The organism is Pirellulaceae bacterium (assembly GCA_019636385.1).
In the GTDB taxonomy this organism is placed as follows: Bacteria; Planctomycetota; Planctomycetia; order Pirellulales; family Pirellulaceae; genus Aureliella.
In genome coordinates, this window is sequence record JAHBXT010000002.1 from 25,080 (window position 1) to 40,622 (window position 15,543).

12 protein-coding genes are annotated in these 15,543 nt (G+C 54.7%); 7 read left to right on the forward strand and 5 right to left on the reverse strand.

Annotated elements, in window-relative coordinates; all coding sequences use genetic code 11:
* Positions 1 to 48: 48 nt before the first annotated feature.
* Complete coding sequence (locus KF752_05910; GenBank protein ID MBX3421075.1) at positions 49 to 1,326, forward strand: hypothetical protein; 1,278 nt, start codon at positions 49 to 51, stop codon at positions 1,324 to 1,326.
* Between the two features lie 206 nt (positions 1,327 to 1,532).
* Here the strand turns inward: KF752_05910 and KF752_05915 are convergent, their stop codons facing one another.
* Complete coding sequence (locus KF752_05915) at positions 1,533 to 2,627, reverse strand: hypothetical protein (GenBank protein ID MBX3421076.1); 1,095 nt, start codon at positions 2,625 to 2,627, stop codon at positions 1,533 to 1,535.
* A 311-nt stretch (positions 2,628 to 2,938) separates the two neighbouring features.
* Between KF752_05915 and KF752_05920 the strand changes: the two genes are divergently transcribed.
* The 3 genes from KF752_05920 to KF752_05930 all read left to right on the forward strand — a co-directional run bounded on the left by KF752_05920 (position 2,939) and on the right by KF752_05930 (position 4,688).
* Entirely contained in the window at positions 2,939 to 3,559 is a 621-nt protein-coding gene (locus KF752_05920) for a beta-hydroxyacyl-ACP dehydratase (protein MBX3421077.1), read from the forward strand.
* Positions 3,560 to 3,696: 137 nt separating this feature from the next.
* Positions 3,697 to 4,086 (forward strand): acyl carrier protein, encoded by a 390-nt coding sequence (locus KF752_05925; GenBank protein ID MBX3421078.1) that lies wholly within the window; start codon positions 3,697 to 3,699, stop codon positions 4,084 to 4,086.
* Positions 4,087 to 4,127: 41 nt separating this feature from the next.
* A complete protein-coding gene (locus tag KF752_05930; protein ID MBX3421079.1) occupies positions 4,128 to 4,688 on the forward strand; it encodes a beta-hydroxyacyl-ACP dehydratase in 561 nt (186 codons plus the stop codon).
* A 13-nt stretch (positions 4,689 to 4,701) separates the two neighbouring features.
* On the opposite strand, the gene KF752_05935 is transcribed toward KF752_05930, so the two are convergent.
* Entirely contained in the window at positions 4,702 to 5,721 is a 1,020-nt protein-coding gene (locus KF752_05935; protein MBX3421080.1) for a Gfo/Idh/MocA family oxidoreductase, read from the reverse strand.
* A gap of 623 nt (positions 5,722 to 6,344) precedes the next feature.
* Here KF752_05935 and KF752_05940 point away from each other — a divergent pair.
* From KF752_05940 to KF752_05950, 3 genes are all read left to right on the forward strand, one after another.
* Positions 6,345 to 6,743 carry a thioredoxin family protein gene (locus KF752_05940; protein MBX3421081.1) on the forward strand — a complete coding sequence of 133 codons (399 nt, stop codon included), beginning with the start codon at positions 6,345 to 6,347 and terminating at the stop codon, positions 6,741 to 6,743.
* A 148-nt stretch (positions 6,744 to 6,891) separates the two neighbouring features.
* Positions 6,892 to 7,770 carry an FAD-binding protein gene (locus tag KF752_05945; GenBank protein MBX3421082.1) on the forward strand — a complete coding sequence of 293 codons (879 nt, stop codon included), beginning with the start codon at positions 6,892 to 6,894 and terminating at the stop codon, positions 7,768 to 7,770.
* Positions 7,771 to 7,858: 88 nt separating this feature from the next.
* Entirely contained in the window at positions 7,859 to 8,794 is a 936-nt protein-coding gene (locus KF752_05950; protein ID MBX3421083.1) for a hypothetical protein, read from the forward strand.
* Here the strand turns inward: KF752_05950 and KF752_05955 are convergent.
* The 3 genes from KF752_05955 to KF752_05965 all read right to left on the reverse strand — a co-directional run bounded on the left by KF752_05955 (position 8,791) and on the right by KF752_05965 (position 15,474).
* A complete protein-coding gene (locus KF752_05955) occupies positions 8,791 to 10,032 on the reverse strand; it encodes a c-type cytochrome (protein ID MBX3421084.1) in 1,242 nt (413 codons plus the stop codon). The genes KF752_05950 and KF752_05955 overlap by 4 nt on opposite strands.
* Positions 10,033 to 10,323: 291 nt before the next feature.
* Positions 10,324 to 11,223, reverse strand: a complete 900-nt coding sequence (locus tag KF752_05960; GenBank protein ID MBX3421085.1) for a hypothetical protein — start codon at positions 11,221 to 11,223, stop codon at positions 10,324 to 10,326.
* 21 nt (positions 11,224 to 11,244) lie between these two features.
* Positions 11,245 to 15,474, reverse strand: coding sequence for a DUF11 domain-containing protein (locus KF752_05965; GenBank protein ID MBX3421086.1), 4,230 nt, complete (start codon positions 15,472 to 15,474; stop codon positions 11,245 to 11,247).
* Positions 15,475 to 15,543 lie beyond the last annotated feature (69 nt).

Sequence of the window (15,543 nt, forward strand, 5' to 3'; positions counted from 1 at the left end):
GAACTTGTTTTTTTGTTATTTCGCTTTCTTTTCGAGGAAGATCATAAAATGCTCAAGTTGAAATGCATGCTGTTGACCGCTACGATGGCGGTCAGTGTGATTACGCAAGGATGGGCTCAAGAGTTGGTAAGGTACAATCTTTTCGGTCAACCCGGTACTCAGGTGTCTAACTCGCCGGAATACGTAGACTCTAACGCTACAGGGCTGGATTTGACGCGATCTGCGGGTCTGCAATTTACGACCAGCGGCGTGAACTCTATGAACTCCAGCAATTGGTCGGTGGGACAGTACTACTCGTTTGGCTTTTCAGTCAACTCAGGCTATGAGGCGAATTTGACTAACCTTCAAATCGGAACTCGCTCTTCAGCCAGCGGGCCCAAGTATCTAGTGCTTTACTGCTCCAATGACAATTTTACCTCGCCAATCGCCACCATTACCCATCCGCCTGTAGTTAATTTTGTCAACAGCGATATCGATCTTTCAGGCCTGACCGGTTTAACTGGACAGGTTGAGTTCCGATTGCGAGTTGACGAAGACAAGCGAGCCGCGGACGAAACGCCGATGTCGTCTGGTGGCACCAACCGCGTCACCAATTTCTTTGCGCCCAGTGGCGATCCCCCGGCGAACGTGGACACCGGTGGATTTCGCATCAATGGCGAGATTGTTCCGGCTAGCTCATGTAATGCACAGGTGGTAGCGGCGCAGGTGTACCACGCCGGTTGGACAGGCATCGTTGGCGATGCAGTCGATACCGTCAAGAGCATGGTCAAGGAAGGTGCCGGTGAGGGACCTCAAGTCATGTCCTTGGTCAACTTGACCAACTCGGCGTATGGCCTGAACGGCGTGCAGTTCGGAATTCAGAACGTGGCCAATGCCGGTGCCTTGAGTGCGGCCGATTTCACCGTCCAGCTCAGCCCGCAGGGTCCGTTTAACGAGAACGCAAATCCGCCTTCGGGCTGGACTTCCGGACCTGCTCCAACCGTGTCTGTCACCGTCGGTTCCCCAACTACCGTCTTGTTGACGTGGGCCAACGGAGCAATCGCCAACCGTTGGGCGAGGATTACGATCAAGGCCAATACCAATACGGGTCTGTGCCAAGACTGTGTGTACTACGTCGGGCACCTGCTAGGCGAAACGACTGGGGAGTCAGCAGGTTATTACACAGTTTCGTTCGGGGATATTACGGAAATCAAAAACAACGTAAGCCTGATCGTGAATTCGGGAAACATTTACGACATCGACAAAAATGGCACTGTTGCTTTCCTGGATATCACCACGATGAGGAGCAATATATCAGCACAACTTACCAACATCACGGTGCCGTAGGGTATTAGATTTGGCGTTGGGTATACAGCGGGAGAGGGAGCGCGTGATCGAGAACGCAATGCTCCCTAGCCTCGCTGGTTGTTGATGAAGCTGATCGGCAATTAGTCGTTAATCCAGTTCAAGGCTCAGGTCCGTATGTGGTACCTGAGCCTTGTTGTTTTGTAACCGTGTGTGCGTGCAGGGCGGACAAGCGGCAGCAACGCACTCTAGCGCGACGAGCGATCTTTGGCGAGTTGCCGGAAATAACCTTCAATCACATCGCGATAGTGGGAAGGTAGCTCTTCAGTCAGACGCTGAAGCGCCTCCTGGCGTTGGGCGGGCGGAAGATTGCCCCAGCTCGAGTTGCCCTCGTTGGCCTTCGGATCAACATCACCTGGACCTGAACCGCCGGCGACCTGACTGTCTTTCATGGGTTGCCCAGACGACTGCTGTGGGCGCTGGCCTTGTCCCTGACCCTGGCCGCCACCGGCCTGCTGCTGCATTTGCTGTGCTTGTTGTTCAGCCTGTTCAATCAGTTTGTCTAATTTGTCGATGATGCCCGCTTCTTGATCGCGAACGACTTGTCCAGCCCGACCTAAATCCAAGCGTCGATGAACATCGGTCATCATGCGAGCGATCTCGTCAAGCGAATCTTGTTCCAGTGGATCGATGTCGGCTCGCATCAAATGCGCTAACTGTCGGTAGCGCTTGGGAAGTTCGCTCTCCCGCTCCAACAGCAGCTTGAGGCTATTGAGGCACTCAGCTTTCTTCAGTAGGCAGTGTTCGGCCGTGGCGCGATAAAACAGCAGTGACGCGGGATCGCAGATCTGACCTAACTCCAAGCCACCCAGGATTTCCAGAGCTTCATCGTACATTCGGCGCTGCGCCAACGATCGACCGCAGGCTAGACGTACCGCGTCTTGAAGCCAACCGGGAATGTCGCTGGAAAGCCACGGATAGTCTTGAGCCGCAAAGGGCGGTCCTTGAAGCGAACGCAGGCTGGCGTTGAGTTCAACTAAGCGGGGTTCAACCAGACCGGCTGTATCCAGAAGATGGTCCAACAATTCCGGCCCGCGAAGAGCGACACCTAGCAGCCATTGGCGCTGAACTTGGCTTCGCAGTTCCGCGCCAGCCTGGCGCTGATCCAGGAAACTGCTCAAGTGATCTTGGTAGGTGGCGGCTGTCGGCCAATTCCAGCTAGACTCTTTCTTGAGCGACTCGTCGGACTGCGCCAATACAGAATCCATCAGAGTTGCCGGAAGCGCCAGTAGCGGGCTGAGCGAAATAATCGCTTTCAGGCAGGCAACGGCCCAACGACGCATGTGACGGACTTTCGGCAGCTACTTTCCAGCTCTTGGGGGCGTCGCGCGACGCCATTCCTCACAGGGATTCTAGCCGATGGGCATTGCCAATTCCAATAACATTTGAAGATATACGCCCCAAAAGGGGCGGATTGATGGCAATAAACAACGAATTTTGGGCTTGAGATCGGTTCGAGCCTTTGCGACACTCTGAGAAGTAGCCCTGGATGATAGCCGTTGAATAGGGTTGGGAAATCCCCTATCTTAACAGTTCGGCCTCCAGCGAGGTCCAGAATGATCGACTGTGGCTCCACCGCCGGGCGACGGTAGCTATGAGTAACACCGCCGTTTGGGCGACGGTCGACACAGTTTACATCCAGGCGTTAGCAGCTAGTCAAACCATTCTTGGTGGAGTCCGAAATGACTTCCAGATTGCGATGCGTTTTCGACAGATCGACAAAATTACACTCCTGATTCCTGGCGAACGGATCATGGCCGAAAAGCGGCTAACGGGAGACGAGGATTACCTGCGGGATCACTTTCCACGGTTCCCGGTTCAGCCTGGTGTGATGATGTTGGAATCGTTATTTCAGGCTGCTCAGTTTTTGGTCCGAGCGACTGAAGACTATCGCACGGGACTAGTGGTGCTCCGCGAGGCTCGAAACATCAAGTTTGCTGCATTCCTGCAGCCGGGCGATACGTTGAAAGTCGAAGCACAAATCATCAAGAGCGAAGGCAGCCGCACGACACTCAAAGTTTCCGGTACCAATCCTAGTGGTGCAGTGTGCGTGGCGGGGCGTCTGGTGGTGGAGTGCCAGAGGGCAGATCCGCCCAGCCCTTCAGACGGTTACTCCAGCCAGTATATTCGTCAAATCATCCAACAACTGCAACAATCGCCTATGTCGCCCAAGAACCCAGGCTATAATCTGGCCGATTCGGTGGGGCCGTGTTAATGCGTGGTACGTATGAGTGGCCGGGCTCAGGTGCAATGAGTGGTATCGTGGTATGTTGAATTGAGTTCAAGTGGCGTAGGACAATAGTGCTGAGCTAGGTTGCTCGGCGACGTTTTTAAGTAGAGGAATAGCAGATCATGGCAAGTGCGGACGAGGTTTTCGAAAAGGTACAAGCGGCACTGGTCGATGCTTTGGGAGTTGATGACGACGAAGTGACACCCCAGGCCACGATGGTAGGCGATTTGGGTGCCGAGTCAATCGACTTTTTGGATATCGTCTTCAAGTTGGAGAAGGCATTCGGTATCGTCATTCCGCGCGAAGAGTTATTCCCGGATGACATTTTGACCGACGCCAAGTTTGTTCAGAATGGCAAGGTGACGTCCGAAGGTTTGACTGAGCTAAAAAAACGCTTGTCATGGGCCGACCTAAGTAAATTCGAGCAGAACCCGCGTGTTCAGGATTTTGGGAATTTGCTGACCGTCAATGATCTCTGTCGTTACGTTCAAAGCAAGCTGGGTGCAGCATAGTTTGGGAACATTGGGACGACTGACCGTCCGAGCAGGCAGATATGCGTTGGTTCTGGATCGACCGATTTGAAAAGTTCGATGTCGGACGCGAAGCCGTAACGCTTAAGAACGTCACGTTTTCCGAAGAGCCGCTAGACGACTACCTGCCTGGCTTGCCGCATTTCCCTCACAGCTTGATGATTGAAGGAATGGCACAGACGGGCGGTCTGCTGATCTCGCAACTGCAAGATTTCACGCAGCGAGTCGTGTTGGCTAAAGTCAGCAAAGCCGAATTCTTTGGTATTGCGCGGCCCGGCGATCAATTGCGTTTCACGGCTCGAATCCTGAGCCTGCAGAACGATGGTGCTGCCGTGGAAGGTTCGATCGAGGTCGGCGGCCAACCGCTGGCGACCATGGATTTGACGTTTGCCATTTTGGATGAGACTTTTGGCCAGGAGTCGTTCTTCAAACCCGGCGACCTATGCCGCGTCTTGCGCAGCATGAGACTATTTGATGTGGCTGTAAACCCAGACGGAACGCCTGCTGCTGTACCCGAATACATGCTGCAGGCCGAACTGACCGAGACACCGGTAGTCAGCAATCCTCCGGTGCCTTGGCGGTGAGCTTTTCTGCAGATTAAGACAAGTCGATGGCTCGTCGCTCCTGGACGCTTTGCCTGGCAGCTTGCAGTGCCCGCAGGCAATGATAAACATCGTCCAGGTCGCCCATTTTACGCACTAGGCTGGTAACAGCCCGGTGAAACTGAGTCAACAGTTGTTGGCCGACTGCGCGTTCGGAGTCCAACGATTCTTGGTGACGCCCTGCCTGGTCGAACCACACCAAGCCGTTGGGTAAATCGACAAATGCCAGGCCGTTTTCACAGCGAACTTGAACAGCGGCCGGCGGTCGATAGGCGATGGCCTCGTGCCAAGAGTTGGGGATGTAGGTACCACAACTGATTTGGGCGACGGTGGTTCCCAGTGGTGCATCTGGCTCCGAGAAATCGACACTCAGCGATCGGTAGTCGACAACTGGTTCGCCACATGGCTCCTGTTCGTAACGAGCATGCTGAATGCACTGCACCGATCGGACTGAGCGGCCCACAATAAACGCGCACCAGTCCAACAGCTCCATCAGCTCACGGTCAGCGCGGGCTTGTGGCGTTCGGCCGCGTGTCCCGTCTTGTTCGCAGTTCAGTCGCTTGTGACAGAAAAGGATTTGAGGTGGTCCAAGGCGCGTCGCGATCAGCTCCTTCAAACGCAAGGAAGCTGGAGCAAAACGGCGCGGGAATTCGGCCATAAAGGCGATTCCAGCGCGATCGACTTCCTGACGCACGGCGGTGGCCTGCTGCGGATCAAAGTCGATATCGCTGCCGCAATAGACAGCCTTGCCAAAATCACAGGCTGCTAAAATGGGCAGAATGCCATACCATTGGCTCTCAAGTAACAGCACTGCGTCCACGTTCTCCTGACGCGCCAGCTCGCGATACCCGTCAAAGCGGCGGGTTTCAAACTCTCGTGCCACCGTGTCGGCGAAGGCTGTTACCGAACTGTAAACGCCCACGACCTCGAAACGGTCCTGAAGCGTGCGCAGGGCTGGTAAATGCCGTGTGTTCCAGTCGACGCTTAAACCAAGCAAACCGACTCGCAACTTCATGATCGAATAATGCCGGCTGTGTAGATAGGTGAAACTGGCCAACTTGGCGACCGCCCACGCTGTCAGCAGAACGGGCCAGAGGAGTCGTCGCCGAAGTGCATCGACCTTTTGGGCGAAAAAATTGATCGGATATCCAGCAATTATGGGTGGTCTGTAGGCTATTGCAAGAAGGGGAGAGAGGCCTCGGCGGGCAAAGTCCAGTTTGACCGTTAACTCTTAGGAATTCGACATATTCCGGACTTAAGCAGCCAGCGCGCCCGGCAAATTAGGCATTCAGCATCGTTCTGCAATGCTAGCAATTCCGATCTCTTGGGAGGTGGGGCTGGTTGAAAAGGCCGGTCGCGTCCGTATACTTCGTGCCAACAACGAATCGTCAAACATAGCCCGGTCGGAAGCTTTTTACGCATCAGATCGACAACTCGACTCATCCAAGAAGCGTTGGGCTTTGGTTTGACACTGACACGGCGGTCAGCGGCTGGCAGGCGATCGGTGCCCCAGCACAACCGTTTTTAATTCGGTGGTCTTATCTGAAAATCGAATTATCAGTTCCCGAACTCAGCTTCGGGCGCGTGTCGGACACACTTTTCTCGCAAAAAAGGATTGTAAGCATGTTTCTAGCAGTAATGTCACTGCTCCTAGCGGTCACTGGCGCAAGCAGCAAGCCGGCCACATACGAAGAGGCTTTGCAGCAGGCTCAGAATGAAAACAAACCCTTGTTAGTCTTGGTGGGCGCTAAATGGTGCGTAGCCTGTGAAGTAATGAAACGAGAGACGATCGAGCCGATGAAGGCCTCTGGGGAGTTAAAAGATGTCATCGTGGCCTATATTGACAAAGATCAGCGCCCGGAACTGGCTCAGCAGCTTATGAAAGGCGAGACGCTACCCCAAATTGTCATGTTTTCCAAGGAAAAGGATCAGTGGCGCCGTTTGAGCTTAACCGGTATGCAAAGTAAGACTCGGATGAACGAGCTGTTGGGGCGCGTAGCCAATGCAGCCACCGACCAGGTTCAAACTGTTCGTTAGCTGGCGTTGGGGCCGATTTAAAAGTCGCCGGAGTGGCTGGCAACCATCGTCTGGCGACGGTAGCTACTAGGCCAGCTGTGTTTGGCTACAACTGTTCTGGTATGTCCGCTGGGCTTGTGGATGACTTTGGGGTAGATTCTATCCAGCTATGGCTTTTACAGAGAATCTACGACAGACGCTCCGCGAAAACGAATCGTTGGTGCCCTATACATGGCTTCAGATGGGTGGCCCGGCCAGGTATTTTGCCGAGCCGGGTAGTCTGGGTGAATTGGCGGCTTTGATCAAGCAAGCACATCAGGCTCGCCTGCCAATTCGTATCTTGGGTAGCGGTTCCAATCTGCTGGTACGTGAAGAAGGCGTCGAAGGCTTGGTCATCCGACTATGCACTGCCGAAATGTGTAAGGTCACTATCCAGCAGGATCGCCTCGTGGCCCGTTCGGGTGCCAAGCTGAATCACGTGATTGCTGCAGCGGTAGCAGCAGGGCTAGGCGGTCTAGAGCACTTGGCGGGAATTCCTGGTACTGTCGGCGCGGCACTCGCAAACAATAGTGGTGGTAGCAATGCTGATATCGGCAGCCGGGTAGCTTGCGTGACCATCCTGGACCGAGAAGGCCAATTGGTTGAGCGATCATCTGGGATGCTTCAGTTCGGATTCCGGCGCAGTAACCTGGCGGATAGTGTGATTGCCGAAGTTCAGTTCAAACTGCGCGTGGGCGATTCGGCCGAGCTAACTCGCCAGATGCAGTCCAAATGGATTGTACGACGCGCATCGCAGCCCGTCACCGGTTCGCGTACCGTTCAAGCATTCATCGAGCCAGATGGAACCAAGTTGGCCGATGTGCTTGAGCAGGCGGGTGTTCGCGACGCTCGCGAAGGCGATTTCTACATGGATCCGGCGCACCCCGGATTCGTGTTAGCCTCTGGTCAGCCCAAGAGCAAGGATTTGCTAGCCTTGCTCACGCGAGTTAGCCGATCTGTCGAGTCGCGTTGCGGAATTCAGTTGCAGTCGCAGTTGAAAATCTGGTAAACCCATATGCATCTCTGGGCAGCAGAACATATCGCTGTGTTGCCCGGTTGGGTTGTGACGTTCCATGTCTGCGTGAACTGCTGTCTCTATGGCCGCCGAATCGAAAAATTTGAGTCAGCGTTTGGCTAAAGCCATTCACGTTATCCCAGGTGGCGTATTGCTGTTCGCCTTGATCCCACTGGTTATTTGTGGTTATTTGGGATGGTATCACTACGGCGCAAAGAAACTGGATCAAGCGCTGTACGCCTTGCAGTTGCCGCAGATCACGTTAACCGCGCAGCCCGAGTGGATTACAGGTTCGGTGCTGGATGAAGTGTACCGCAGCAAGCGTTTAGACAAAGTCAATCTGTTGGAACCTTCGGCTAGTGCGACGATCGCTAGTGCCTTTGAAACGCATCCGTGGGTCGAGAAAACATCGCGCGTTGAGAAAACTCAGGGAGGTGCGGTATCGGTTGACGTGGTTTACCGGCGCCCGCTGGCTATGGTCAAAGTCGTTTACTATCCCGTGGATGAACAAGGTAAACGCAGCCCGACGCCCCAGGAAGGTTTCTTTCCAGTCGATTACAAAGGGGTCATCCTGCCCGATGCGGGCTTCAAGCAGAATCAGTCGTTGGTGCGAGACTACCTGTTGATCGACATCGATAACCTGGAGCACCCTAGTGCCCAACCCGGCATGCCGTTTAACGACATCCGCGTGGCGGAAGCGCTTAAACTGGTGTCGTATCTAGAGAAGAATAGCGATCCGAAGCATCTGGGCATTCAGTGGGTGCACGTTCGATCGGATAGTCGTCTGACCAGTTTGAATCCATGGCTGCTTGAGCTATGGTCCGTAGACAAGCACTTGGTCATTTGGGGGCACGCGCCGGGCCAAGAAGGTGCCGGTGAAGAGTCAGCTGAGCGCAAACTCGCCAAAGCCACCACCTGGCTTCAGACGCAACGCTCCACCAGCGCTTCGCACAGCACGCTTGATCTCATCAACGTCCAGGCCAGCAACAATTTGCCCGTCTCGACTAAGAACAACTAATCCACAGGCAACCGCTTCTGCTCGACCTTCGGCAATGGACCGGTCAGGGCTTCCATGAAAGCCACTAGATCCCTCATGTCTTGCTCGCTCGCGTCGAACTTCTTGATCTTGTCGCTAAGCTGAGGGTTAGGGTGTCCGCCCTTGACGTACCACTGAACGACCTCCAGCAACGTCTTTTGGCTGCCATCGTGCATGTAGGGTGCGTTCTGAGCCACATTCCGTAGCGTCGGTGTTTTGAAAGCCCCCTTGTCTTCTTCCTTGCCTGTCTCGTCGAACCGACCCAGGTCCGGCTTCTCGGCGTCCATGCCTACTCCCAGATTATGGTACTTTTCATCGCTGAAGTTGGCACCCACATGGCAGGCCGAACAATTGGCTTCTTTGCTAAAGAACAGTTTCTGTCCGCGCTTGGCCGATTCACTCATAGGGTGCTGTTTGGCCGCCTGTTGGGCCTGCTGGTACTGAGCAAATAGCTTGGGGTCTTCCTTCTTGACGGCATCCAGATTCTCGTAGCCTTCGTCAGCTATCAACTTATCTAGACGATCCAGTCGCGATTGGTAGTCGTACGGGCTATCGCCAGTCACGATCACTCGTTCAAACGTCGCGATGGCGCGGCCTACATCGTCAATGTTTGGAGCACGGCCGAAAATCTTGTCAAATTGAGCGCGGTAGACAGCGTTGCTGCTGACAAACTTGACAACGGCTTCGTGTGTATTGCCCATCTCGATTGGATTGGCAATTGGCCCGACGGCTTGAGCTTCCAAATCCTTGGCGCGTCCGTCCCAGAATTGCTCGCGGCTGAGTATGCGATTCATCGATGTCGGCGAATTGCGTCCACCGGTCAAACCCTGAATGCCGACGCCAAATTGCGTGTCGAAAGCGTAGCCGCGATCGGGGTGATGGCAATCGGCGCAGCTCACTTCGTTGCCTTTGCTCAGGCGAACATCGAAGTACAATTGTCGTCCCAGCTCGATTTTGGCACGTGTGATTGGATTGTCTTCGGGGATGTAAACCGCATCTTTCCCAGCGGCCAGTCCCTCGGGAAGCGTGACCTGCAACACCTGGTGGTTTTCCGGTTTGGCCAGCCAGTTCTTGGCTTGTTCCAACGTTAGCGGTCCACTGCCCGCTATGCCAGCGGTCAGCGAACTATCGCCTAAGGTTACCTGTGCGGCCTGAGCCGGACCAAACGACTGGGCTGCAAACATTGCTACCAACACCCACGTTACACTTAGATGTCGCATATCACTCTTACCTCGCAAATCTAGGTTTCCTCAACTACTAGCCAGTGGCCAAGATTATACCAGCTCAACCCTCGGCGATACAGGCGTGGGCGACCGATAGCCAATGTAGCTCAATTGTCCTCATGGCTCAGGGCTGGATAGATAATACCTTAAGGTATCCCGGTACGGCTCCGGGACCGTCGGTCACACCGAGGGTTGCCTGGTTCCCAGACCTGAAAACAGCCACTGACTCACAGCCGATGAACGATTGAGGAGCACCGATCTTCTATGATTGTCAGGCCCCGATTGAGTCTACTTGAGGCACTCGTCGGCCGGCTGCGGCAAGACGATAGACGGACAGTTATTGCAGATCAACTGTGTGCCGATATCAAAGTACCCGCGGCGCAGGACGGCCAGGGCCAGGCAGTGGTCGTCTCGGCCAGCCACCGAGGTGATGTGACCAACCTGCTGCTCGCCCTGGAGGACTGGCATTTGTGGCTGAACTTCGGTCGAATCAACTTTCAACAGTGACAGCTTCTTCTGGATTTGCCCCAGTGCGTCTAAGCGAGCGATGGTTTCTTGACCCAGATAACAGCCTTTAGTGAAACTGATGGCCTGTCGGGTGCGGTCAATTTCCTGGGGGATACACTTGTCCCAAATATCGTGTCCCATGCGCGGCCAAAACCGCTCGATGCGCAGCGATCCCCACAGCTCAATGTCGGCAGCAGGTACAGATTCGGATGAAATATCGAGCGGCCTGGTGGACTGGATGTCGTCAATGTCAGAGCTTCGCACACTAGCGCACAGGCGAGCCGTTGGTCCAAAAGCCGGAATCGCGGCCACAACCGATGCATAAATATCGCCACCGATTGGCTGATTGACTCTGGCCGAATCGTCGTCAATCAGCAATCTCAAGCTACTGTGCAGCGAATGATCGACCACGCGAGCATCTTCGCGGATGATGTAACGGTCGATGTGATTGGCAACGCGAGCCGCATCCGGGTGCTGGCCCAAGAGCCACCAGCGATGTGGTTCGTGGTGCAAAATCAGGCCGTGCGCTACGACCCAGCCGCGTGCATCGGTTACAAAAGTTTCAACGGCCTGACCAATCGATAAGGATTGAACCTGATTGGATGTCAGGTTGTGAACGATTCGTCCGGCATCAGCACCGCTGATTTCAATGACCAGCGGCTGATCCAGTTGAATTGTCATTCTGTCAAATCCCAGTGACCGTTAATCGAACTCCGATGATGAAGCCAGGAACCGACGCTTGCTGAGCGGGTTGGGTACTTCACCAAAGTTGTAGGATATGGCATTGATGCCACTGGTCAACACCACGTTCGTGATCTGATTGTCACCAGCGGTGCCGCCTGCGGGTGTTCCCACGTTATTTTGAGCACTGGTGAAGCCCAACGGCTGCGTGGTCTGGATCACGGAATAGGATCCGGGAGGCAGCGCATCAAAGGTGTACTCGCCATTTGGGTTGGTGGCTGCTGTACGCGAAACGGTGCGACCCAAGATATCGGTACCAGTTAGTGCCATGTCAACGGACCCTAAGCCGGTATCGCCAGAGTCAAATACGCCATTCCTGTTAACATCCACATAGACGCGGCCAGCGATACTGCCATTGACGGCCACTGGCGTATTGAGTGTCGACGTATTGTTATTCGTATTCGTATCCGTCTCCGTTCCGGTGACTGTCGCCGTATTGGTGAACGTGCCACTGGCCGTCGAGGATACATCCACCAGCAGAGTTATAGTTGCGCTGGCACCTGAAGCTAGATTCCCAATGCTTGCGGTGACGGTCTGACCCACATGGGCTACGGTACCGACGGTAGATGAGCCCTGGTTGAACGTCAGTCCATTGGGTAATACGTCCGTCATGACCACATCGGTAGCGGCGCTGGGACCGGCATTGGTGACGATGATCGTGTAGGTCATTGGGCCACCGGCCAGCGCTGGGTCGCTGGGGTTGGTCTTGGCTTTGGTGACTTGCAAGTCGATCTGGGGCGTTAGGGTTGTAATCAGCGTCGAGGAATTGTTGGAACTGTTCGAGTCCGTTTCGGTAGGCGTCGCGGTGGCGGTATTGTTCAGCGTGCCGCGTGTTGTCCCATTAACTGTCGTGTTCACTGTCACTCGTACGGTGGCCCCCGGAGCAATATCGCCCAGGTTTCCAGTAATCACACCACTGGCATGCAGTGCGGTACCCTGCGTCGAACTGACGCTAACAAAAGTCAGTCCCGCTGGCAATGTGTCGGACAGAGTGACCCCGGTAGCCGTCGATGGGCCATTGTTTGTCACGTCGATATGATACACCAGGGCGTTGCCCGGTATGACCGAGGCACCGCTGGGGCTGGACTTGACCACCGCTATATCTACCAGCGGCGATAGCGGCGAAGTGACCGTGGCTGTGTTATTGTTCGGATTGGAGTCGGTCAAGCTATCGGTAGTCGAGATGACCGCTGTATTGACCAAGTCGCTACGGAAGCCCGGCAGAACGTTGGCGATGACCGTCAACGTCGCGCTGGCCCCACTGGCCAGGGCACCGATATTGAATGTCAAATCGTCAGGATTGGCGGCGGTGGTATCGCTGGCCGACGCGGGGATGGTAATCGGAGTCGCCCCGATGGTTGCTGACGTTACCTGGATGCCATCCGGAATGTTATCGACCACTCGCACACCGGTCGCATCAGATGGTCCATTGTTGCGAGCTGTCAGAGTGTAAGTAATTGTGCCGCCAGGGCGTATGGGATTACCTACGGTAGCCGAATCAACTTTGGTGACTTCCAGGTCGATCGTGGTTCCGGTGGCTGTGGTTTCGGTGTCCGTATTGTTAGCTGCGTTCGAATCGAAGCCGGCCAGCGACTCGGTTGAGCGAATGATGGCGGTATTAGACAGTGAATTGCCGGCATCCTGATCCACAGTCACGATAATCGTGATCGTGCCCGTAGCCCCCGCTGCCATGTTGCCCAAGGCGATGGAGACATCGCGACTGGGGGCAGTAGGCGGAGTGATGACGGCGCCTACGATCGAACTGGAAGCGCTCACGTAAGTCACGCCGACTGGCAACGTATCAACGACTTCTACGTTGGTGGCACCGCCCGGTCCGTCGTTGCTAACGTTCAGTGTGTAGGTCAACTGCGAACCGCGAGAGATTGGATCAGCGCTGTCAGACTTGGTAATCACCAAATCGACGCTAGGATTGACGGTAGTGCTGGAGTCGCCAGTCACAAGTTCAGCCTCATCCGCATCAGCGGTGGCTGAATTGGAAATGGTTGACCCCGAGAAGCTGCTCTGGATGGTGGTCACCACGTTGATGGTCACCGATGCGCCGACAGCCAAGGTAGGCAGGTCCAGTGAGATCAGCCCTGCAACGTGTGTTGGCGTACCAACAGTGGAATTAACTGATACAAAGGTCAGGCCAGCCGGCAAGGTGTCACGGATTTCCAGATTCGTGGCCGTCGAGGGGCCATTGTTGGTAACAACGATCTGGTAATTCAAAGTCTGGCCAACAACATTGGGGTCAGGCGTATCGGTTTTGGTGATTTCCAATACGGCCTGTCGGATCACGTTGATGTTGGCCGTGTCTTCGTTGTTGTCATCGTCGCTATCGATGCCGTCACCAATGACAGTTGCCGTATTGACAACGTTTGCTTGGGCTGCGTGGTTCGCCGGCACGCTGGCTATTATGGTGATGACTCGCGACTCGCCAGAAGCGAAGCTGGCATACTCGACTTCAATCTCGCCGGTTGGCGGGCCGCTCTGATTGATGTTTGTACTGCCCGATGCAACCACCGAGACAACCGTCATAAAGTCAGGCAAGTCGTCGACCACCAACACGTTTGTAGCCGTTCCCGGGCCATTGTTGGTGACATTCAGAGTGTACGTTACTTGTCCGCCAGCGGTGATGTTGGCAGCGTTTGCAATCTTGGTAATCTCCAGGTCGAATTCGGGGGTAAATCCGAAATCTTGCGCCAGGTTCGTGTTGGCGTCGCTATCCCCATCCGTGGTTGGTTCACCACCGGCGGTCAGTGTAATGACTCCAGCGCTGACGGCACCCACACCTACTACGAAAATGCCTTTGTTTTGATTGTTCGTGTCGTCATTGGGAGCATCGAAAATCGAGCTGGGGGTGAATCCAAACAAGTCACCTCCACCAGCAAATTCCGAGTCGGGAATCACGACGAAGTAGTCGCCCGGTAATAAACTTTGAAACAGATAGTTACCAGTTCCATCGGTCGTATCGGTACCTACCAGCGTATCTACACCAGTATTGAGCAGTCCGTCACCATCGTCTTCATACAGTTGGACTGTTACGTTCTGAATGCCGGTTTCACCCACATCCAGCGCCCCATTATTATTGGAATCACGCCACACGCGATCACCAATCGACATTGGATTCAAGTTGGCAAAGTTCTGCTGGCTCAGGAATGGTGCTACGGTTTGTGTCAGATCAAACTGTGCGTCATTGCCGGCCGTGGCATCAATCTGAATTCGCAGTGCTGTTACGTTTGCAAAATTCGCGCCGGAACCTGCGACGGTAGAAAACGCAGAGTACGGTACGATGACAACTTCAGTTGCCAAACCACCGGCAGTCTGAGGAATGTTGACTGTTTCCGACGAGCGGTTGCCAGAGCCGCTGAAAACGTCAATTGTCAGCGTATTACCTGCCAGGGTTGCCCCCGCCAGAAACTGAAACGCACTGGCGCCGCCTGACGTGAGGTTTTGGCTGAGGTTTACGTGACTAATTGTGGTTGCATCGCTATCGACGCCATCGTAAATCAAAATGACATTTCCACTTGTACCAACATCTAGGTTGACGTCCAATAACCCGCCGGTAACTTCAGCGCGAACGTTCGCTCCGCCCGCCACATGATTCACGATCATGTCTCGCTCACCGCCCAGCGTATTGCTGCCGGAAGTGACCGTAAAGTTGCTGATGGTGGGTGTGCCGGAATCGGCAACCAAGGACGCAGTAGCATCCGTAAAATTATCTAAGACAGTTACGCCGGTTCCACCAGCTTGTGGTTCTGTAATCACGACTGTCTTGACAGTTTCCGCAGGCCGCTGCAATCTTCCAGTCGCAGCAGCCTGTTGTACGAAGTAGGTACCAGCGGTTAGACCGGTAAATAAGTAATTACCGCTACCGTCGGTGACTTGAGGTGCGCCAACCAGCGTATCGTCGCCACCGGCTGTGCCGCTGCTGCTCTCGAAGGTGGCGTTGCCACCGTCCCGGAACAGTCGCACGGTTACTCCCACCAGCGCGGTATCGTCACCGGTAAGGCCGTTTTCGGTTAGGTCGGTAAAGACGTTACCGCCAATGGTCGCGATGTCGCCGGCCATCAGGCAGCGCCGCTCCATCGGCTCCAATCGCAATGTTCGGACTCGGTGCGTGCGGCTGCGCCGGGTCTGGCTGTTTCTCTTACTGAATTTGGCGAAGAGTCGTTGAAAAATGCTAGCCATAACCCCCCCTGGTCTTTGCTTGGGCACGTGCCTGAATTTCATCCTGAAACGATTGCGAGCCGGCCGCTC

Bases quoted from the DNA above. Each gene is read 5' to 3' on its own strand.
- KF752_05910 (MBX3421075.1), top strand. From the start codon at position 49: ATGCTCAAGTTGAAATGCATGCTGTTGACCGCTACGATGGCGGTCAGT.
- KF752_05915 (MBX3421076.1), bottom strand. From the start codon at position 2,627: ATGCGTCGTTGGGCCGTTGCCTGCCTGAAAGCGATTATTTCGCTCAGC.
- KF752_05920 (MBX3421077.1), top strand. From the start codon at position 2,939: ATGAGTAACACCGCCGTTTGGGCGACGGTCGACACAGTTTACATCCAG.
- KF752_05925 (MBX3421078.1), top strand. From the start codon at position 3,697: ATGGCAAGTGCGGACGAGGTTTTCGAAAAGGTACAAGCGGCACTGGTC.
- KF752_05930 (MBX3421079.1), top strand. From the start codon at position 4,128: ATGCGTTGGTTCTGGATCGACCGATTTGAAAAGTTCGATGTCGGACGC.
- KF752_05935 (MBX3421080.1), bottom strand. From the start codon at position 5,721: ATGAAGTTGCGAGTCGGTTTGCTTGGTTTAAGCGTCGACTGGAACACA.
- KF752_05940 (MBX3421081.1), top strand. From the start codon at position 6,345: ATGTCACTGCTCCTAGCGGTCACTGGCGCAAGCAGCAAGCCGGCCACA.
- KF752_05945 (MBX3421082.1), top strand. From the start codon at position 6,892: ATGGCTTTTACAGAGAATCTACGACAGACGCTCCGCGAAAACGAATCG.
- KF752_05950 (MBX3421083.1), top strand. From the start codon at position 7,859: ATGGCCGCCGAATCGAAAAATTTGAGTCAGCGTTTGGCTAAAGCCATT.
- KF752_05955 (MBX3421084.1), bottom strand. From the start codon at position 10,032: ATGCGACATCTAAGTGTAACGTGGGTGTTGGTAGCAATGTTTGCAGCC.
- KF752_05960 (MBX3421085.1), bottom strand. From the start codon at position 11,223: ATGACAATTCAACTGGATCAGCCGCTGGTCATTGAAATCAGCGGTGCT.
- KF752_05965 (MBX3421086.1), bottom strand. From the start codon at position 15,474: ATGGCTAGCATTTTTCAACGACTCTTCGCCAAATTCAGTAAGAGAAAC.